At 59.7% G+C, this 19,943-nt stretch carries 17 protein-coding genes and 2 tRNA genes; 13 read left to right on the top strand and 6 right to left on the bottom strand.

What is annotated here, in order from left to right; all coding sequences use genetic code 11:
- Window positions 1-60: 60 nt before the first annotated feature.
- On the bottom strand, window positions 61-678 hold the full coding sequence (locus BSF79_RS02175) for a MarC family protein (RefSeq protein WP_090267694.1): 618 nt from the start codon (window positions 676-678) through the stop codon (window positions 61-63).
- Between the two features lie 15 nt (window positions 679-693).
- A complete protein-coding gene (locus tag BSF79_RS02170) occupies window positions 694-2,541 on the bottom strand; it encodes an ABC-F family ATP-binding cassette domain-containing protein (RefSeq protein WP_090267692.1) in 1,848 nt (615 codons plus the stop codon).
- A gap of 131 nt (window positions 2,542-2,672) precedes the next feature.
- Here BSF79_RS02170 and ndk point away from each other — a divergent pair, with 131 nt between their 5' ends.
- Window positions 2,673-3,095 carry a nucleoside-diphosphate kinase gene (gene ndk, locus BSF79_RS02165; RefSeq protein ID WP_090267881.1) on the top strand — a complete coding sequence of 141 codons (423 nt, stop codon included), beginning with the start codon at window positions 2,673-2,675 and terminating at the stop codon, window positions 3,093-3,095.
- Between the two features lie 416 nt (window positions 3,096-3,511).
- Here the strand turns inward: ndk and BSF79_RS02160 are convergent, their stop codons facing one another.
- Together BSF79_RS02160 and BSF79_RS02155 are read right to left on the bottom strand one after the other, a co-directional pair.
- Window positions 3,512-3,856 (bottom strand): RidA family protein, encoded by a 345-nt coding sequence (locus tag BSF79_RS02160; RefSeq protein WP_090267690.1) that lies wholly within the window; start codon window positions 3,854-3,856, stop codon window positions 3,512-3,514.
- 140 nt (window positions 3,857-3,996) lie between these two features.
- Window positions 3,997-5,619, bottom strand: a complete 1,623-nt coding sequence (locus BSF79_RS02155; RefSeq protein WP_090267688.1) for a long-chain-fatty-acid--CoA ligase — start codon at window positions 5,617-5,619, stop codon at window positions 3,997-3,999.
- A gap of 484 nt (window positions 5,620-6,103) precedes the next feature.
- Between BSF79_RS02155 and BSF79_RS02150 the strand changes: the two genes are divergently transcribed.
- From BSF79_RS02150 to BSF79_RS19415, 8 genes are all read left to right on the top strand, one after another.
- On the top strand, window positions 6,104-7,120 hold the full coding sequence (locus tag BSF79_RS02150; protein ID WP_090267686.1) for a BMP family protein: 1,017 nt from the start codon (window positions 6,104-6,106) through the stop codon (window positions 7,118-7,120).
- Complete coding sequence (locus BSF79_RS02145; RefSeq protein WP_090267684.1) at window positions 7,117-8,658, top strand: ABC transporter ATP-binding protein; 1,542 nt, start codon at window positions 7,117-7,119, stop codon at window positions 8,656-8,658. Before BSF79_RS02150 ends, BSF79_RS02145 begins: the two co-directional genes overlap by 4 nt.
- Window positions 8,655-9,704, top strand: a complete 1,050-nt coding sequence (locus tag BSF79_RS02140; protein ID WP_090267682.1) for an ABC transporter permease — start codon at window positions 8,655-8,657, stop codon at window positions 9,702-9,704. Before BSF79_RS02145 ends, BSF79_RS02140 begins: the two co-directional genes overlap by 4 nt.
- 4 nt (window positions 9,705-9,708) lie before the next feature.
- Window positions 9,709-10,653, top strand: coding sequence for an ABC transporter permease (locus BSF79_RS02135; protein WP_090267679.1), 945 nt, complete (start codon window positions 9,709-9,711; stop codon window positions 10,651-10,653).
- Window positions 10,653-11,936, top strand: a complete 1,284-nt coding sequence (locus BSF79_RS02130; protein ID WP_090267677.1) for an amidohydrolase family protein — start codon at window positions 10,653-10,655, stop codon at window positions 11,934-11,936. The genes BSF79_RS02135 and BSF79_RS02130 overlap by 1 nt, the downstream gene beginning before the upstream one ends.
- A gap of 54 nt (window positions 11,937-11,990) precedes the next feature.
- A tRNA-Ile gene (locus BSF79_RS02125) sits at window positions 11,991-12,067 on the top strand.
- Window positions 12,068-12,424: 357 nt separating this feature from the next.
- Window positions 12,425-12,847 (top strand): hypothetical protein, encoded by a 423-nt coding sequence (locus BSF79_RS02120; protein WP_090267675.1) that lies wholly within the window; start codon window positions 12,425-12,427, stop codon window positions 12,845-12,847.
- 171 nt (window positions 12,848-13,018) lie between these two features.
- The gene (locus BSF79_RS19415; RefSeq protein ID WP_139246369.1) at window positions 13,019-13,237 is read left to right on the top strand and encodes a hypothetical protein; all 219 of its coding nucleotides are present in this window, start codon (window positions 13,019-13,021) and stop codon (window positions 13,235-13,237) included.
- Window positions 13,238-13,539: 302 nt separating this feature from the next.
- Here BSF79_RS19415 and BSF79_RS02115 read toward each other — a convergent pair whose 3' ends face one another.
- A complete protein-coding gene (locus tag BSF79_RS02115) occupies window positions 13,540-14,865 on the bottom strand; it encodes an ATP-binding protein (protein ID WP_090267673.1) in 1,326 nt (441 codons plus the stop codon).
- Window positions 14,866-14,905: 40 nt separating this feature from the next.
- On the opposite strand from BSF79_RS02115, the gene BSF79_RS02110 reads away from it, so the two are divergent.
- From BSF79_RS02110 to BSF79_RS19410, 3 genes are all read left to right on the top strand, one after another.
- The gene (locus BSF79_RS02110) at window positions 14,906-15,817 is read left to right on the top strand and encodes an MBL fold metallo-hydrolase (RefSeq protein WP_090267671.1); all 912 of its coding nucleotides are present in this window, start codon (window positions 14,906-14,908) and stop codon (window positions 15,815-15,817) included.
- An 81-nt stretch (window positions 15,818-15,898) separates the two neighbouring features.
- Window positions 15,899-15,973: transfer RNA gene (locus tag BSF79_RS02105), tRNA-Asn, on the top strand.
- 91 nt (window positions 15,974-16,064) lie between these two features.
- On the top strand, window positions 16,065-16,703 hold the full coding sequence (locus BSF79_RS19410; protein WP_139246368.1) for a hypothetical protein: 639 nt from the start codon (window positions 16,065-16,067) through the stop codon (window positions 16,701-16,703).
- 148 nt (window positions 16,704-16,851) lie between these two features.
- Here BSF79_RS19410 and BSF79_RS02100 read toward each other — a convergent pair whose 3' ends face one another.
- Window positions 16,852-17,898 (bottom strand): methyltransferase, encoded by a 1,047-nt coding sequence (locus BSF79_RS02100; protein ID WP_245776290.1) that lies wholly within the window; start codon window positions 17,896-17,898, stop codon window positions 16,852-16,854.
- Window positions 17,899-18,375: 477 nt separating this feature from the next.
- On the opposite strand from BSF79_RS02100, the gene BSF79_RS02095 reads away from it, so the two are divergent.
- Window positions 18,376-19,920, top strand: a complete 1,545-nt coding sequence (locus tag BSF79_RS02095) for a flavocytochrome c (protein ID WP_217650036.1) — start codon at window positions 18,376-18,378, stop codon at window positions 19,918-19,920.
- The last annotated feature ends 23 nt before the right edge of the window (window positions 19,921-19,943 follow it).

Raw genomic sequence — 19,943 nt, 5'->3', positions numbered from 1 at the left:
TTGCGGCGGTGCGGGTTTGGGTCGACGAAAGCATAATTTGGCTATCGATCCGGTGGGAATTCAGGCGGAAATTCCGAAGGCACGCAGGCCGTCCAGCACGAATTGCACCGACAGCGCGGCCAGCAGCATGCCCAGCAGACGGGTGACGACATTGATGCCGGTCTTGCCCAGAGCGCGCTCTAGCACACCTGCGGCCAGAAACAGCAGCATGACGATGGCCAGAACCGCCAGCATCACCGCCAACGTCGTCAGCAGGCCCAGCATGCCGGGGTTTTGGCCGACAAGCAGGATCATCGTGGCGATGGCGCCCGGCCCGGCGATCAGCGGGATGGCCAGCGGAAACACCGAAGGGTCAGGGTGGTCTTCTTCTTCGGCCTGATCCTCGCGGCGTTTGGTGCGGCGCTGGAACAGCATGTCGAGGGCGGTCAGGAACAGCAAAATCCCGCCCGCGATACGAAAGGCGGCCATGGAAATACCGACAAACCCCAGCACGGCTTCGCCGAACAGCGCGAACATGCTGAGCAAGACCGCCGCCACCAGACAGGCCCGCAGGCCGATGCTGCGCCGGGTCTTTTCGGACATGCCTTGGGTCAGCGCCACGAACAATGGCGTCAGGCCGATCGGATCAATGATCACGAACAGCGTCACGAAAGCAGTGATCAGAAAGGCACTGTCCATTCTACGGCCCCCAATTTATGCCCCGGCTGTTTCCAGTTTTTCCAGGGCGCGCATCCAAAGTGCCTCGGCGCGTTCGAGCGCTTCCATCACTTCGGAGTATTTCTTTTGCCAAACGATGGCTTCGTCCTTGCGGTCGTCGTCGTACATGGCGGGGTTGGCCAGCTTTTTCGCCAGCTTATCGCTCATGTCGTTCAGCTTGCTAACACGTTCTTCGCATTTGCGCACCTCTGCGCGCAGGGCCATCAGCTGATCGCGGCTGGCGCGTTTGGGCGCGGGCTTGGGTTTGCTGGGTTTGGCGGGGGCGTCGCCTTGCAGCAGCATTTTGCGATAGGCGCCCAGATCTTCGTCGTAAGGGCTGACGGTGCCATCTTGCACCAGCCACAGCCGGTCGGCGACCATCGACAGCAGGTGCATGTCGTGGCTGACCAGAATCACCGCGCCGGAATAGGCGGTCAGCGCCTCGACCAAGGCTTCGCGCGATTCGATATCAAGGTGGTTGGTCGGCTCATCGAGGATCAGCAGATGCGGCGCGGGCAGGGTGGCCAGCAGCAGCGACAGGCGCGCCTTTTGCCCACCGGACAAGCGGCCCACCTCGGTTGTGGCTTGATCCGGGCCAAGCCCGAAGCCCGCAAGACGGGCGCGCAGCCGGGCCTGCCCCTCTTCGGGGCGTTCGCGCAGAAGGTGTTGCAGCGGGGTTTCGTCGATATAAAGCTCGTCCACCTGATGCTGCGCAAAGAAGCCGATGCGCAATTTGCTGGATTGGGTCAGCTTGCCGCCCATCGGGTCGAGGCGACCGGAAAGCAGTTTCGACAGGGTCGATTTGCCCTGACCGTTCTTGCCCAGCAGGGCGATGCGGTCATCCTGGTCAATGCGCAGGTTCAGGTTTTTCAAAATAACCGTATCGCCATAGCCGCACGAAACACCCTCGGCGGAAATGATCGGCGGCGACAGCTCCTCGGGTTCGGGGAAGGAAAACACCGTACGCGCCGCATCTTCGGGGGCGCGGATGGTTTCCATCTTTTCCAGCATCTTGACGCGGCTTTGCGCCTGTTTGGCCTTGGAGGCCTTGGCTTTGAAGCGGTCGACGAAGCTTTGAAGGTGGGCGCGGCGCAGATCCTGTTTCTTGGCCTGAGCCGCTTGCACCGCACGCTGTTCGGCGCGTTGGCGGGCAAATTGATCATAGGGGCCAGTGTAATAGGTCAGCCGCTTTTCTTCGAGGTGCAGGATCGCACCGACGGCCCGGTTCAGCAGGTCACGGTCGTGCGAAATGATGAGCACCGTATGCGGGTATTTCATCAGGTAGTTTTCCAGCCACAACGCGCCTTCGAGGTCGAGATAGTTGGTCGGTTCGTCAAGCAGCAGGTAATCGGGCTGCGAAAACAGTACTGCGGCCAGCGCCACACGCATCCGCCAGCCGCCCGAAAACGCGGAGCATGGCATCAGTTGTTCTTTGGCATCAAAGCCAAGCCCGCGCAGGATCGACGAGGCGCGGCCTTCGGCGGACCAGGCATCGATATCGGCCAGACGTGTCTGCACCTCGGCGATGCGGGTCGGGTCGGTTGCGGTTTCGGCCTCGGCCAGCAACTCGGCGCGTTCAAGGTCGGCGGCCAGCACGGTATCGAGCAGCGAAACCTCGTTGCCGGGCACCTCCTGTGCGACACCGCCGATGCGGGCGCGGGCGGGCAGGGTGATTGTGCCGCCTTCCAGCGCAAGCTCGCCGCGGATCAGTTTGAACAGGGTGGTTTTGCCAGCCCCGTTGCGACCAATCAGGCCAACCTTGTGGCCGGTGGGAATCGTGGCTGAAGCGCCCTCGAACAGAGGACGACCTTCGACGGAATAGCTGATGTCTGTGATGCGTAACATGGGCCTCCCTTGCCCGAACCACGCGGCGGGGTCAATCGCGGCTTTTCAAAGCCGGGGGCGCATGCTAGATGCGCGGCGAAATAGATGGGGATGGGCACAGGGCCGATCCCAAGACACAGGAAAGAGCGATCATGGCCATTCAACGCACATTCAGCATCATCAAGCCCGACGCCACCAAGCGCAACCTGACCGGCGCCATCGTCGCCAAATTCGAAGCGGCGGGCCTGCGGGTTGTTGCTTCCAAGCGCATCCACCTGAGCGTTGCTCAGGCTGGCGTGTTCTATGCCGTGCACAAAGAGCGCCCCTTCTACGGTGAGCTGTGCGAATTCATGGCATCCGAGCCGATCGTTGTTCAGGTTCTGGAAGGCGAAGACGCTATCGCGAAAAACCGCGAAGTGATGGGCGCAACCAACCCGGCAGAAGCCGCTGAGGGCACCATCCGCAAAGAGTTCGCGCTGTCGATCGGCGAAAACTCGGTTCACGGTTCGGATGCCGAAGACACTGCAAAAGAAGAAATCGCGTATTTCTTCTCGGGTCTGGAACTGGTGGGCTAATTTAGCTCCGCGGACCGGTCGGGCCAAGCGCTCGATCATGCTGACGATATCAAGGGCCGCTTCCGATTGGGAGCGGCCTTTGTTTTGGCCGTCTTGCCAAGAGCGTGACCGGAGGACTGCCGGGGCAGCCCGCGATCAGGCGGACGGGGCACTGACTTGGCGGAGCCCTGTCGGGGCGGCTCAGATGCTGGCGTAGTCGGTAAACACCGGAGTTTGCTGCGCCGGGGGCTGCGGTTCGGGCGTTTTCTGCTGCGTTGGAGCCGGGGTCGGTTGGGGGGTGGTTGCCTGTGCCATTTGCGGTCCTTTTTACCTGATCCACCGCCGGTTGATCCGGCGATGTGGCTTATATCTGGCCAGAATATTAAGAGATTCTGGCGGTTCCGGGGATCAATCGTGGCTGAAACCGGGCGTGCGGGTCAGGATTTGACCGCAGCCGTCACGATGATTTCAACTTTGTATTTCGGGGCGGCCAGCTTTGCTTCACCGGTGGCGCGGGCCGGGGTGTGGCCCTGCGGAACCCATGTATCCCAGACGGCATTCATTTCGGAGAAATCAGCCATGTCGGCCATCCAGATGGTAACGCTGAGCATATGTTCGCGCGAGGATCCGGCCTGCGTCAGCAGAGCGTCGATCTGGGCCAGACAGTCGTTGGTCTGTTCGGTGACGGTAAGGCCTTCACCCACCTGACCAGCCAGATATACAGTGCCGTTGTGCACGGTGGCCTGGCTCATGCGCGGGCCGGTGCCGATACGTTGGATCATGGACTGTCCTTTCAGAAGCGCAGGGCCGGAGTGGCCCCTATCAGAAGCTGACAGGCGGATACTCAGACCGCTGTGAAAGGACAAGGGGGAAAAAGGGCGGCGGCAAAGCACTGCTTAGCCGCCGCCTGAAAATGCGCCGCTTAGGCGGGCATCAGGATGTCGCCGAACTGCTCGCGCAGTTTGTTTTTCAACACTTTTCCGGTGCCACCGATTGGCAATGCGTCGACAATGATCACCTTGTCGGGCACCTGCCAGCTGGCGATTTTTCCGTCATAGAAGGCCAGCAGCTCTTTCTCGCTGGGCGAGGCGCCGCTCACGGGCAGAACAACCAGAACCGGGCGTTCATCCCATTTGGGATGGCGTGCGGCGATCACGGCGGCATTGGCCACGCCCGGATGCGCGATGGCGATGTTTTCCAGCTCGACGGTGGAAATCCACTCGCCACCCGATTTGATGATGTCCTTGGAGCGATCGCGGATGATCATGTATCCATCTGCGTCGATCGTGGCGACGTCGCCGGTGTCAAACCACCCATCCATGGTCAGCGTGCTTTTGTCGGCGCGGAAATACGTGTCGACGATCCAGTGCCCGCGGATTTGCAGCTCGCCCTGGCTGGCGCCATCGTTGGGCAGCACGTGGCCTTCTTCGTCAAGAATGCGCAGCTCAACCCCAAAGGGCGGGCGGCCCTGACCTTCGCGGATTTTGTTCTGTTCGTCCACAGACAGGGTGTCGTGCTTTTGCAGCAGGTTGTTCAGCGTGCCCAGCGGGCTGGTTTCGGTCATGCCCCAGGCGTGAATCAGCGTGGTGCCGTATTTCTCGCGGAAGGTTTTGATCATCGACGGCGGGCAGGCAGATCCGCCCACGACCGTACGCGTCAGCGACGCGGCGGTCGAGCCGGAGTTTTCCAGCGCTTGCAGCAGGCCCATCCAGATTGTCGGCACGCCAAGCGCCAACGTCACCTTTTCGCCGTCGATCAGCTTGACCAGGCTGTCGCCATCCAGCCCCGGCCCCGGCAGCACCAGTTTGCACCCGGTTCCGGCGGCGATATAGGGCACGCCCCAAGCGTTGACATGAAACATCGGCACCACGGGCATAACCGTGTCGCGTGCCGAAATGGCCAGACCGTCGGGCTGATTGCCGCCCAAAGAATGCAGCACCGTCGAGCGGTGGGTATAGAGCACACCCTTGGGGTTGCCCGTGGTCCCGGATGTGTAACACAGCGAGGAGGGCGCGTTTTCCTCCACATCGGGCCAGGTGTAGGCGTCATCGCCTTCTGCGATCAGCTCTTCATAGAACAGGATGCCGTCGATCATCGCGGCGACTTCGGGGTCGCGCGCCCCCATATAGACGACATACTTGAGCGTCTTCAGGTGTTCGCCCAGCTTGGCGGCGATCGGCAGGAACGTCTTGTCGAGGAACAGCACCTGATCCTCGGCGTGGTTGATGATATAGATCAGTTGTTCCGGGAAAAGCCGCGGGTTGATCGTGTGGCAGATCATACCGGCCCCGGCGACGCCGAAGTAAATTTCAAGGTGGCGCGTGTTGTTCCATGCGATCGTGGCGCAACGTTCGCCCTTCTGAATGCCCAGACCTTCCAGAGCCGAAGCGAGTTTGCGCGCGCGCTGCTCGACCGTGCCCCAGTCGGAGCGCATCAGGCTGCCGTCGGTCTCGACCGAAACAACCTCTGTTGCGGCATGATAGCGTGCGGCATGAGCGATCAGCGAACTGATTGTCAGTTGCTGTTTCATCATTTGTCCAAGCATGGGCTTTCTCCTGTGGTCTGGTCCGGTCCGGGCGGGCTTTTGCCGCTGGATCGGAGGCCGCATCGCGCATCAGCACGGCGCGGGCGAATGATCTGTGCGAAGACCGGGGCGTAACGCCCTAATTTCCAACCCGATGCGCACGAGGCGCTGGGTGGGTCTCCTCCCTAAGTCGGCCCGAGCGGGCCTTGCGCGGCAAGTGAAACGATCAATCGATCTTTGTCCAGCCGCAAATTCCGAAGGTGTTTTCGACGCTGCGTCGTATCTGTTGAGCGCGGAACCTGTCCGCGCTCTGGAGCGCGTGGTGCGCGGGGAGAAGCGGAATTGGCGCCTAAATTTCGGGCACCATCAAGGGTGTTGATCGGAATTCGATCGCGGAACAGGCTGTCGCGGGGATACCTGATGGATTCGGGTTCGTCTCGCTGTCAGCTTGATGATATGAATTGACCATATGGTAAAATAAACCCAACAGGGAAAGGGTATTGAAATGACAACCAAAACGGGGATGACCCGCCGTGGAATATTGCTGGGCACTGGTGCTGTATTGGCGGCAACGGGCTTGGCGGGCCGTGCGACAGAGTTGTGGGCGGCCGAGCCGCTGAAGGTCGCGGGTATCTATACTGTGCCGGTCGAACAGCAGTGGGTCAGCCGCATTCACAAGGCCGCAGAGGCCGCCAAGGCCGAGGGCCGGGTGGATTATACCTTTACCGAGAACGTCGCCAACACGGACTATCCGCGGGTGATGCGTGAATATGCGGAACAAGGCTATAAATTGATCGTAGGCGAGATTTTCGGGGTCGAGCAGGAAGCGCGCGAGGTTGCTGCAGATTACCCCGACGTGGCTTTCTTGTTGGGGTCCAGCTTCTTGCAGGATGACGCGCTGCCGAACCTGTCGGTGTTCGACAACTACATTCAAGACGCCTCGTATCTGTCTGGAATTATTGCGGGGTCGATGGCCAAGGGCAATATCGGCATGGTGGGCGGCTTTCCCATTCCCGAGGTCAACCGGTTGATGAATGCCTTCATGGCCGGCGCGAAAGAGGTGAACCCGGACATCAGCTTCCAGGTCAGCTTTATCGGATCGTGGTTCGATCCGCCCAAGGCCAAGGAAACCGCTTTTGCGATGATCGAAAACGGCGCGGATCTGCTTTATGCAGAGCGGTTCGGGGTTTCGGACGCAGCGATGGAAAAGGGTATTCTGGCGATTGGCAACGTGATCGACACGCAGGCTGATTATCCTGATACGGTGGTCGCCTCGGCCATCTGGCATTTCGAGCCGACCTTTGAAAAGGCCGTGGCTGAGGTGATGGCGGGCACGTTCACGGCGGCGAATTACGGCGTCTATTCCTTTATGAAAGAAGGGGGATGTTCGTTGGCGCCGCTGGGCACGTTCGAGGGCAAAGTGCCTGCGTCCGCGCTGGAACTGGTCGCCGCGAAAGAGGCCGCAATCAAGGATGGCAGCTTTGTTGTGACGGTGGACGACAGCGAGCCAAAATCCTCGTGACGGCGATAAAAACGGAGGCGCAGGATGTCCTGCGCCTCACCAATATTTCAAAAAGTTTCGGCGCGACCAAAGCGAACTCCGATATAAACTTTGCCCTCAAGAAGGGGGAAGTCATTGCTTTGCTTGGTGAAAATGGTGCCGGAAAAACGACGCTGATGAATATCCTGTTTGGGCATTACACGCCTGATACTGGCACGGTCGAAGCGTTTGGTCAGATGTTGCCGCCGGGCAAGCCGGGGGCTGCGCTGGCGGCGGGCATCGGCATGGTGCATCAGCATTTTACGCTGGCCGACAATCTAACAGTGGAAGAGAATATCCTGCTGGGAACCGAACCGCTTTGGAAGCTGGGGCTGGGGCGTGCCGCGGCGCGGGCACGGATTGTGCAATTGTCGCAGGATTTCGGGTTGGCGGTACATTTGGCGGCCAAGGTGGGGTTGCTGTCTGTCGGTGAACGGCAGCGGGTTGAGATCCTGAAGGCGCTGTACCGTGACGCACGGGTTCTGATCCTGGACGAGCCGACCGCCGTTCTGACCCCGCAGGAAACCGACGCGCTGTTTGTCACCCTGCGCAAGGCAGTGGCGCTTGGCCTGTCGGTGATCTTCATCTCGCACAAGTTGCACGAGGTGATGGCGATCGCCAGCCGGGTGTTGGTGTTGCGGCACGGGCGGTTGGTGGGCGAAGTGGCGGTGGCGGACACCGACAAACACGCGTTGGCCGAGATGATGGTTGGAGCTGAGGTCGCTCCGCCGGAGATTGCAGCGGCACAGATCGGGGCGCCGATTTTGTCTTTGCGCGCGGTTTCTGTCGTATCTCAAGGCACGAAGGGTGGCCTTCAAGATATTGATTTGCAACTGAAGTCAGGTCAGATCACAGGCTTGGCCGGCGTGTCGGGGAATGGGCAGGCGGCCTTGGCCGATCTGTTGTCCGGTCTGATTGTGCCGGATCAGGGCGAGGTGGAGATCGACGGCAGAGCGATTGCGCAATGGTCGCCCCGGATTGCGTTGTCGAACGGCATCGCGCGCATCCCAGAGGACCGGCACAAAACCGGGGCGATTGCCGATTTTACCCTGACCGAAAACGTTATTCTTGAGAGTTTCAAGTCAGCGCAGTTCAGTCGCAGGGGCTGGATGAATAAGGCCGAAGCGGATCGTTTCGCCCGCCATGTCATTGATACCTATGATGTCCGCTGCCCGGGGCCTGCGACGCCGATCCGGCTGCTGTCTGGGGGCAATATGCAAAAGCTGATATTAGGGCGGGCGTTGGAGCCGGGGCCCAAAGTCATTCTGGCCAATCAGCCCGTGCGAGGGCTTGATATTGGCGCGGTGACCTATGTGCAGTCGCGACTGATTGCGGCGCGGGACGCGGGGGCCGCTGTGTTGCTGATATCAGAAGATTTGGATGAAATCATGGGCTTGTCAGACGTAATTCATGTGATTTCAGAGGGGCGGCTCTCGCCCGGCTTTGCGCGAGGTAGCAAAAGTGCGACGGAGCTTGGGATCTGGATGGCGGGCCATGGGTTTGCGGAGGACGCGGCATGAGGCTGGAGCCGGTGACCGCGCCAACATTGGCGCGCACGTTAGGCTATCCGGCGCTCGCGATTGCGCTGACCGTGATACTGGCCTCGGGGTTGTCATTGCTGGCGGGGGCAAATCCGTTTGCGACGCTGGGGTTGATCATCAAAGGCGCGGTGGGGTCGAAATTCGCGCTGCTGGAAACGCTGAACCGCGCAACGCCGCTGATTTTTACCGGGCTGGCGATTGCGGTGGCGTTCAAGGCCAAGCTTTGGAACATCGGGGCCGAGGCGCAGTTGTATGCGGGGGCCGTGGTGACCGTGCTTTTGGGGACCGGCGCGGTAGGGCTGCCGCAGCCGTTCTTTTGGGTCGTGATGGCGGGCGGGGCGATGCTTGCGGGGGCGCTGGTGTTACTGGGGCCGGTTTTGCTGAAAACCCGGCTGGGCGTGGATGAGGTGGTGACGACGCTGCTGATGAACTTCATCGTTTTGCTGTTTGTTTCCTATCTGCTGGAGGGGCCGATGAAGGACCCGATGGGCATGGGATGGCCGAAATCGGCGGCCCTGCTGCGCGAAGCGCGGCTGCCGCGCATTGTGCCGGGGCTGCGTTTGCACTGGGGGTTCGGGCTGGCGTTGGTGTCGGCGGGGGTCGTATGGCTGATCCAGACCAAAACCACGCTGGGGTATGAGATCCGGGCCGTCGGGCTGAACAAAGAGGCGGCGCGGTTCGCGGGCATTTCGGTTAGCCGTGTGTTGGTGCTGACCGCGCTTTTGTCGGGGGGGCTGGCCGCGCTGGCGGGGTTTTCCGAGGTGGCGGGGCTGAAGGGGAACCTGACGCTCGATCTGTCTCCGGGGTTTGGCTATACCGGGATCATCGTGGCCATGTTGGCGCTGTTGCACCCTTTGGGGGTGGTGGTGTCGGCGCTGTTCGTGGCGGGGATTTTCGTTGGTGCGGATAGCATGAGCCGCGCGGCCGGAGTACCATCATATATCGCCGATATTCTGCTGGCTTCGGCCTTGCTGCTGATGGTTCTGGCCATTCTGCTGACGCGATTTCGCGTGGTGAGGGGATAATAAGATGGAGCTGTTCGATATTCTTATGACGGCAAGCTTCTGGGCGGCGGCGGTGCGGATCGCCAGCCCGCTGATCTTTGCCACCATGGGCGAAATCATCTGCGAGCGCGCCGGGGTGCTGAACCTTGGGATCGAGGGGATCATGGTGATCGGCGCCTTCACCGGCTGGATGGCGGTATATTCCGGGACCGGTCTGTGGGGCGGGGTGGCTGTGGCGATGGCCGCGGGGATGCTGTTCGGCCTGCTGCATTCGGTCCTGACGGTGCCCTTTGGGCTGTCACAGCACGTTGTGGGGCTGGGGATTACGCTGCTTGCGACCTCTTCCGCGTCGTTCGCGTACCGGCTGTTGTTGCCCGAGGTGACCAGCCCGCCACGCATCGTGCCGTTCCAACCCTATGAGGTGCCGATGCTGTCGGAAATCCCGCTGATCGGGCCAGCTTTGTTTGCGCAGACGCCGATGACCTATCTGGCCTTTGCCACGGTGGCGGTGGTGGCGCTGGTGCTGTACCGCACGCCGTTGGGGTTGGCGGTGCGGGCGGCGGGGGAAAACCCTTCGGCGGTGGCATCACAGGGCCTGTCGGTGACCGGGTTGCGGATGGGCGCGGTAATCGTCGGATCGGGGTTGATGGCGGTGGGTGGTGCGTTTCTGACCATGTCGGCGTTTTCGTCGTTCTTTTTCGAGATGGTCAATGGGCGCGGCTGGATCTGCATCGCGCTGGTGGTATTTGGCGCGTGGAAGCCGGGCAAGGCGCTGCTAGGGGCCTTGCTGTTTGCCGCCTTTGACGCGCTTCAAGTCCGGCTGCAGCAGACGCCGCTGGGGGCGCAGGTGCCGTATCAGGTGTTCTTGATGATCCCCTATGTTCTGTCGATCCTGGCGCTGGTGCTGATGTCGCGCCGGGCCGAGGTGCCTGCTGCGCTGATGGTGCCGTTCAATAAAGGGGAACGCTGATGTTCGATATTGTGGTCAAAGGCGGCGCTTTGCCGGATGGAACGCGCGCCGATATTGGCATCACGGGCGACCGGATCGTGGCGGTTGAGGTATTGCCAGAGGATGTGGTCGCGGGGCAGGTGATTGACGCCAGCGGCGACCTGATCAGCCCGCCGTTTGTCGATCCACATTTCCATATGGATGCGACGCTAAGCTATGGCACGCCGCGTATCAATGCTTCGGGCACGCTGCTGGAGGGGATCGCGCTGTGGGGCGAGCTGAAGCAGATCGTGACGGTCGAGGAGATGGTGGCGCGCGCGTTGGAGTATTGCGACTGGGCCGCCTCGCTTGGCCTGCTGGCGATCCGCAGTCATGTCGATGTCTGCGATGACCGGCTGTTGGGGGTACAAGCGCTGTTGGAGGTGCGCGAACAGGTGAAGGGCTATATCGACCTACAGCTGGTCGCGTTCCCGCAGGATGGGCTGTACCGCGACCCGACGGCGCGGGTCAATACGATCCGGGCGCTGGATATGGGGGTGGATGTGGTCGGCGGCATCCCGCATTTCGAGCGTACGATGGCGGACGGTGCAGCGTCGGTCAGGGATCTGTGCCAGATCGCGGCCGAGCGCGGTCTGATGGTCGATCTGCACTGCGACGAGACCGATGATCCGATGAGCCGCCATATCGAGACGCTGGCATTCGAGGCGCAGCGGTTGGGGTTGCAGGGCAGGGCGGCTGGCTCGCACCTGACCTCGATGCATTCGATGGACAACTACTATGTCTCCAAGCTGTTGCCGCTGATGGCCGAGGCGGGGGTAGCGGCGATCCCCAATCCTTTGATCAATATCGTGTTGCAGGGGCGGCATGATACATTCCCCAAGCGCCGCGGCCTGACGCGGGTCAAGGAAATGCAGGCGATGGGGATACCCGTGGGCTGGGGGCAGGATTGCGTGCTGGACCCATGGTATTCGCTGGGCACCGGCGACATGCTGGACGTGGCATTTATGGGGCTGCACGTGGCGCAGATGACCAGCCCTGAAGAAATGCGCCGCTGTTTCGATATGGTCACGCAGGGCAATGCGGCGATCATGAACCTGACAGATTACGGTCTGCATGTTGGCGCGCAGGCGTCTTTGGTGGTGCTGGATGCGGGAAATTCGATCGAGGCGCTGCGGCTGAGGCCGGACCGGCTTTGCGTGATCTCCAAGGGACGTGTGGTGGCGCAACAGGCGCGCAATGATGCGCGGCTGAGCCTGCCGGGGCGGCCGGAATCGGTACGCAGGCGGCATTCGGCGCTTGGGTAGTACGAACACCGCTTGACCCTTGGGCGTCGCCCGCATAATCAAACGCCTCAGGTGGGGCCTGTAGCTCAACTGGTTAGAGCAGAGCGCTCATAACGCTTTGGTTGCGGGTTCAAGTCCTGCCGGGCCTACCAAATCACCCCTTTCAAGATTGAATGCAGCGAATTTCAGGTTAAGAAAGCCGTTTGTATTCAGCTTTCTAGGTTTGACACGACCCCGATCAGTCTCTGAGTGTCCCTCACGATCGCCGACGTCAGACACATGAGGACCTCTGTTGACCTTGTGAAACCCTTGGTAAGACGACTATTCGTCGAAATGTCGCTGTTGGTGGGAGTTTTTCTGGCAAAACGGGGTCGAGAAGTACTTCTGCATGACTTTGTTGGTGTCGAAGTGGCAACATAGGAAACTCTCCGGCGCAGCACCGTGATTTGTATTTCCGGGATTGTCGCTTTTCGACCTAAGAAGGCTGTAACAACAAACGGCCCCATGGCATGGAAGTGTTGGGGCGCAGATATCAGGAGTTGTCGGGCTTGCGGGTTCTTGTTCACGCCGGTTTCCATAAGACCGGTACGACTACGTTGCAGCGAACAATGCAAGCAAACAGGGCGGTGTTGTCTCGTCAGGTGAATTTTCTGTTGCCGAGCGATTTGGATAAAATCGGACACTTCGCGAAACGGTATTCTATGAAGGCAAACGAGGCGACGCTTTTAAAGTTGAAGGCTGACCTGCGGATGTGCCTTTCACGTTTTTCTCACCAGCCGGACACACCGATTTTTCTGAGCTGCGAAGCACTGGCGGGGCAAATGCCGGGGCGAAAGGGCGTGTGGTCCTATGGCCAGACACATCGCATCCTGGAGGCCGTGGTTGAGGAAATTACACAAACCCTTGGCAGCTCGGCCGACGTCGTGATCTAGTTTACAACAAGAAATTCACAAGATTGGACGAAGAGCCTGTATTGGCAGAATTTACGCTCGAACCGAATTACAGATGACCTTGAGGCTTATCGCGCCAAGCTGCGGCCTGCTGCGCGGCTGGATGAGGTGGTAGGTAGAACGCGCGCCTGTCTGAGGAATGCCGCAAACGTCTTGTCGACGGATATCTCTGCGTGTCAGGGAGGACTCGGTCCGCTCAGCATTGCGCTTGGCTTACTTGGTGTAAGTGATGAAGGCGTTACTCCAAAAAAATGGCAAAATATCCAGCCTGAGGGGGGCATTGAGGCTCTTCTTGAGCTGAACAGGTCAAACCGGAGTGATGATGAGTTGGCCGCTGCGAAGCGGGCTTATCTGGATCAGATGCGCAAGTGAACAGGAAGTTGAGCCACTCCCCGAGTGTCGGAAAGGTTCTGGGATAAATTAAACGCGTCTTTGCACCTGCTGATCGGGGTTGGTTGTCGCATTTCGCTGGCAATAAAGCACCGGGGCCGGGGGCACTATCATCCACTCCATCGCTCGGGCGGGCCGTCAGACCGTGCGGATACGTTGCGTGGTTCTTATCGTGCCTACCAGTCCCGGTAGTTCCCACCGATTGGGTGGCTTTCAGCGGTGTTATTTCTCGTAAATTATTGATTTATAATTTCATATTGGGTTCTGGGCGCGCCGGTCTGCCCTCAGCGCCCGATCACGATATCCGCGCGCAATCCGCCCAGCGTGTTGCTTTCGCCCAGCCGCAGCACGCCGCCATGGGCGCGGGCGATGTCGGTGGCGATGGCCAGCCCCAGCCCGACCCCGGTACCGCGGTTCTGATTTCGTGCGGAATCAAGCCGTGTAAAGGGCTTGGTTGCTTCGCCGCGCTGGTCGGGGGGGATGCCGGGGCCATCATCCTCGACCCGGATGCGCAGGGACTTTTCGGTCAGGACGACGGAAATCTCGGCCTTGTTGCCATAGCGGACTGCGTTTTCGATCAGATTGCCAAGGGCGCGACGGATCGCCAGAGGGCGCAGGGCGACGCATCCCAGATCCTCGCCTTCAGTCTGCACCAGTGTCACTGGCACCCCGGCGCGCTGATTGTCTGCGACAACTTGCGAGACAAGCTGAAACGGGTCGGTTTGCTCGGGCTCGCCTTCACCGGTGCCGCGGGTGAAGGACAGGAATTCATCCAGCATCCGCTGCATGTCTTCCACGTCACGCTCCATCGCTTCGCTGTCTTCATTATCCAAAAGCGACAGCCCCAGTTTCAGCCGGGTCAGGGGCGTGCGCAGGTCATGGCTAACCCCGGACAGCAGTAGCGTTCGCTGCTCGATCTGCCGCTCGATACGGGCGCGCATGTCCAGAAACGCATTCCCCGCCGCCCGTACCTCCAATGCGCCCGCAGGGCGATAGGGCAGGTTGCGACCCTTGCCAAAAGCTTCGGCCGCGCGGGCAAGCCGGGTGATCGGACGCAGCTGATTGCGCAGATAGAAGAAGGCGATCAGCGTCATCAGAACGCCGAAAAATACCATGTTCACGAATAGCTGATGCGGGTTGGAGGCAGACACCCGGCGCCGGTCAAACCGCAGTTCCATCACGCCCAGCGGTGTGTCGGCAAAGACCAGCACATCATCATCGTCGGGCAGGGCGACCATGCGTAGTGTCGGCAGCGCCTCTTTGAAGGTGGCCAGAACGACAACCCCGGACAGATCGAACCAACGCCGCCCAGACGTTTGCGGTACCTGAGCGGTGTCGGGAAAGGTGACTGTGATCTCCAGCGGGCGTGCGAGCCGATGCAGTTCCTGCAGCACCGTGGCGGCGGGCAGGTCAGCGTTGGCTTCCTCGATCAGCATACGTACTTCGCGCGAGGCCGAGCGCGTCATCTGCCGTGTGACGCCTTCGAAGTGGCGCTGAATGAACACGACCGAGACCACCAGTTGCAGTGCTACAACTGGCAGGATCAGGATCAGTGCCGCCCGCGTATATAGCCCGCGCGGCAAATAGCGTTTGAGCCAGCTAAAGAACATGGGCTAAACCTAGCTTGCACACGCAGGAAGAGGAAGCAGAATGCAGCCCCCCGACGATTTCGATCCCGCCCCCGGTCAGGCCGAAGAATTGAGCGAGGGGCTGCGCCGGATCGTGGCGCCCAACCCGTCACCGATGACCTATCGCGGGACCAATACCTATTTGTTGGGCGAGCGCGATATTGCGGTGATCGACCCCGGCCCCGAGAGTGCCCCGCATCTTGAGGCGATCATGGCTGCGCTGCATCCGGGGCAGCGGATCAGTCATATCATCGTGACCCATGCACATCTGGATCATTCCCCGCTGTCGCGTGCGCTGTCGGAACGAACCGGCGCGCCGGTGCTGGCTTTTGGCGATGCCAAGGCGGGGCGCAGTGAAGTGATGCAGCAATTGGCCGACGCAGGGCTGGCGGGCGGCGGCGAGGGGGTGGATCGCGCCTTTCGGCCCGATGTTCTGCTGGCCGACAACGAGGTTATACGTGGCGATGGCTGGGATATGCGCGCGGTCTGGACGCCGGGGCATTTTGGCAACCACCTGAGCTTTGTCTGGGAGGATGCGATTTTCAGCGGCGATCTGGTGATGGGCTGGGCCAGTTCTCTGGTTTCGCCGCCCGATGGCGACCTGACCGATTTCATGGCGTCATGCGAGCGGTTGCAACAGATCCCGGCCTTGGTGTTTCATCCGGGCCACGGAGCACCGGTAACTCAGACTGCTGAGCGGTTGGACTGGTTGCTGAGTCACCGCCGCGCGCGCGAAGCGGCTATTCTGGAGGCGTTGTCCAAGGGAAGCGCGACCGCAGACATTTTGGCCCGTGCGATCTATACCGAAACCCCCGCCGCGCTTTTGCCTGCTGCTGCGCGCAATGTCTTTGCCCATCTCGTTGATTTGAAAGGGAAAGAATTGATTGAAGCGAGCGGCGCCTTATCTGCGGACGCGAAATTCATGCTGATTTGAGCAGGCGTTTCACTTTTTCTCAGGAATATGACAAAAGCCACTGGACGCGGGAAAATACCATTGCTATATCGCCCCTCGTGTTCCGGCGTAGCTCAGCGGTAGAGCAGTTGACTGTTAATCAATTGGTCGTAGGTTCGATCCCTACCGCCGGAGCCAATATCTCATTGATATTTAAGCTACTTATGGCGAGTCCCTTCGGGGGCTTGCGCCGTTTTTCGAGCTTGGGGTAACGTGGGAGCCGTTACAAATGACCGGAAAAAATATTACAAACCCTAGCCTTGCCTTGATCGAAGTGCTTGGCTCCGACACTGGGGTAAGCAGTTTTGCAGTCTCTCTAGCCGATGCAGCTTCGGGTTCGCCTTTGCCGTCAATCATTTCCTCAGCCGTACAGAGCTTTGAAACGGTACGAGCCCATTTGGAAATGGTAGCTATCACAGAGTTTCTGCAGGGCCTTAAGGGGTCATCTCCACAGCAACGCGCGAATTTCATGTCGAAATATTCAACAGAGAAAAGAGAGAAATTTGCCGCCAACCTTCTGCTCAAGATAACTACGGCGGATGATGTGCGAAAGGCACGAGCGATAGGCCATCTGTTTGACGCAATGATACTATCTGATCTTCCCGAACCAATTGCCTTTCGACTTATTGAGGCAGTGCGAAGGAGCTACTGGGAAGATCTCGTTACGCTGTCGAGTTTTAAAGACGATAGAGTGGTAGCGAGCGAAAATCCGCAGGGGGATGCTCTTGCCATTGCAGGGTTAGTTGTAATGTCAGGCGTGGATCTGGGAGGAATCTCGCCGGGATCACATTCTTCGACAAGGTCTTACCGATTGACAGATTTAGGTGTCAAATTGCTGACTTATGGTGGGCCAATGGAAGTCACTTGAGCAAGAGTATTGGCCAAAATGGGCACCCACGTTCGTCGCGGCATCCCGGTCGGTATTCAGGGCTGGCGGGTACGCCTGCTTAGGCGTCGAGCCAGCCCTGCTGAAGCGGCTCTAAGTGCAAACCAAATGTCGACATGGCGTTGTCGGATCAGGAAGGTTTCGAAAATACGACCAACTTGGTCATTGCGGGGATAAGGTTGTCGACTTGGTCGACGTCGAAGCCGATCCTTTTTCCTGTTTGCGTCAACCACCCGACCGAAAGCGAGTGGGCGTCAGGCGTAAATGCCATGTGTTGCAGTTGCCAGAGCGCCGCGAGAGCCGGTCCGCGCCGATCCTCTTCGACCATGAAATCATGCACCATCAGCTTTCCGCCGGGCGCCAGCGCATCGAAAGCCTTGTGTACTAATTCTTCCACGTTGTCGCCTGGCACGCCGCTCATCAGATAGGACATCAGGATGGCATCCTGATTGCCCGGCCACTGGACTTCGACCGCGTTTCCGGGAATGTAGCGCACGCGGTCGACCAAATCGGCTTCCGAGATAAAGCGCCAGCCGATCTCGGTCACGTTCGGGAAATCGATGATGGTCGCTTGTAGGTTGGGATATTCCCTGCACAGGCTGATCGTCATCGCGCCGGTTCCGCCGCCCACGTCCAGAAGAGTGGAGGCCGTGGCCAAGTCCACCTTCCGCGCCAATGTCCGACCCGGCCCAAGCGACCCGGCATGTTGGCTTTCGGAATAGACTGACGCCTGTTCTTCGTCCGCCATCCAGTGCCGATAGGACGCAATCGCATCGTCGGATAAATCACCTTTCATCACCGCGTTGAGCTGGAGCAGGAACGGGTACATCTGCTGGTCGATCTGATAGCGCAGGTAGTCGCCGAAATCGTATTTCGTTTGCTTGGAAAGAAAGCTCTGGGCCGCGGGAGAATTCTGGACCTTCTTGTCATCGCCAATGGTGAGTAGGCCCACGCTGGCGAGCGCCGTCGTCAGCATCACGATACGGTTGATCGGGATGTCGGCTGCCCCGGCCAATTCTTCAGCCGACTTTGGACCGTCTGCGAGCGCCGAAAAAATATCAACATGGAGCCCCGCGAATAAGGCTTTGGATGCCATGAAGCCGAATGCTATTGACGACAGGTCTTCCGCAGTTTCGATTGCCTTTGCACTGGGTGGCATCGAGTCTTGGGTCAGCATGCTGTTTTCTCTTCTTTCCGTCTTTTGTGACTATGCACAAAGCATACACAGCCGGTGATGCATCGCAACATGGGGGCCAGGATCGCGCGGGCGTTTTGCGCGGGCAACCTGACTTTGGTTGGTTCTGCGGTAAAAATAGGCTCTCCTACTTCCGTTCAAAACGCGGGGTCGAAACCGGCGCGCAATCGGTTCTTGCGGTTCTTGTCAGCAGCAAAGCCCGTCGCATTGCCGCTGACATAGCTGGAAAACACGATCACTTTCGCTGCCATCCAGACAGAGGACCGAGATCAACAGCCGGTTTCAGTCAGAGTATCGGGCGTACTGACGAAACCAAATTACGGGGCCTTTCTACCACCACTTGACCCTGATCAATTCGGCGCAACCGAACTGTGGTAAGTCTTATGGCGAGGTAACCGCTGAGTAGGAGCGACGGTTTTTCACGTCAGTTCCTTGTGGCGAAAAAAGGAGGGTCGTTTGATGAAAAGCAAATACATGGGCCGAAAAGCAAGGCTTACACGGCGCGAGATGTTGGGAACTGGCGCGCTGGCGGGGGTTTCTGTCGCACTTGCAGGTGCCGTAGAAGCCGCGCCACGCGCTGGCATTCCGGACAGTTGGGATGAAGAGGTTGACGTTGTCGTTGTGGGCACCGGGTTTGCCGGGCTTGCTGCCGCCATTGAAGCCGCCAAGGCCGGTGCGTCGGTGGCGCTTTTGGAAAAGATGCGTACCCCCGGTGGGAACTCGATCATCAGTGGTGGCGTGATTGCCGCCGCAGGTTCGCCCATGCAGGCTGAGGAAGGGATCGAGGATTCGGTCGACAGCCTTTACGACGACATGATGAAGGCGGGGCTTCACTTGAACCACCCGAAACTGGCGCGGATCGTTGCCGAGAAATCGGTCGAGACCGTGCAGTGGACCATTGACGAGCTTGGCGTCGAATACCGTGGGTTGACCCATATGGGTGGGCATGCGGTGCCGCGCTCGTACTCGTTGTCGGCGGGGAGTGGCTCGGGGATTATTGTGCCCCAGTTGAACAAGCTCAAGGAAATGGGGGTTGAACCGCGCACCCGGACGCTGCTGAAGCACTTGATCCGTGACGCGGAGGGGCGTGTTGTGGGCGTGCAGATCCACGAAAAGTTCAAGCACCCCAATATGGATAGCGGAAAGCCCAAGACCATACGCGCCCGTAAGGCCGTGGTGATGGCCACGGGCGGTTTCGGCAGCGACCCCGATTTTCGGATGCTGCAAGACCCGCGCCTTGGCGGCGATCTTGATACCACGAACCATCCGGGGGCAACCAGCGAGGCGCTGCGCGAGGCGATGAACATTGGTTGCGTGCTGATCCAGCCTTCTTGGATCCAGCTTGGGCCGTGGACCAGCCCCGATGAGCGTGGTTTTGGCTATGCGCCGCATTTCGTACAGGGTGTTTCGGCATCCTTCGGGCTGTGGATCGACACTTTGACCGGGAAACGCTTTGTCAACGAATTGGCTGACCGCAAAACGCGCGCCGATGCGATTCTTGCCGCGGGCAACAAGTGTATCGCCATGTCCGATGCCGAAGGCTATGCGAAAGGGTCTGCGGGCCGTCCGACCGATACCCTCGACAAGATGAAAGCCAACGGCGTTCTCATGGAATACGCCACGCTTGAGGACATGGCTGCGGCACATGACATCCCGCTTGAGGCGCTTCAGGCCACGATCGACACGTTCAACCAAAGTGTCGATGCGGGGGTAGATTCCGACATGAAGCGGTATTTTCCTAACAATGTCGGCAAAATCGGGACGGCGCCATACTATGTGGTGCGTCTGTCGCCCAAGATCCACCACTGCATGGGCGGCTGCGGGATCAACGAAAAGGCGCAGGCACTGGATGTGGTCACGGGCGATCCCATCCCCGGCCTTTACGTTGCTGGCGAAGCTTCGGGCGGCGTGCATGGCGCATCGCGGCTGGGGTCTTGCGCCTATGCCGATTGCTTGACGTTCGGTCGCATCGCCGGTCAAAATGCAGCAGCAGAAGCTGGTTGAGCCTGTTGCAAAACACCATGGCG

This window comes from Thalassovita taeanensis (assembly GCF_900110775.1).
Classification (GTDB): domain Bacteria; phylum Pseudomonadota; class Alphaproteobacteria; order Rhodobacterales; family Rhodobacteraceae; genus Litorimicrobium; species Litorimicrobium taeanense.
Note: the sequence above shows the minus strand (reverse complement) of the source record. Positions and strands in the feature narration are given on the sequence as shown.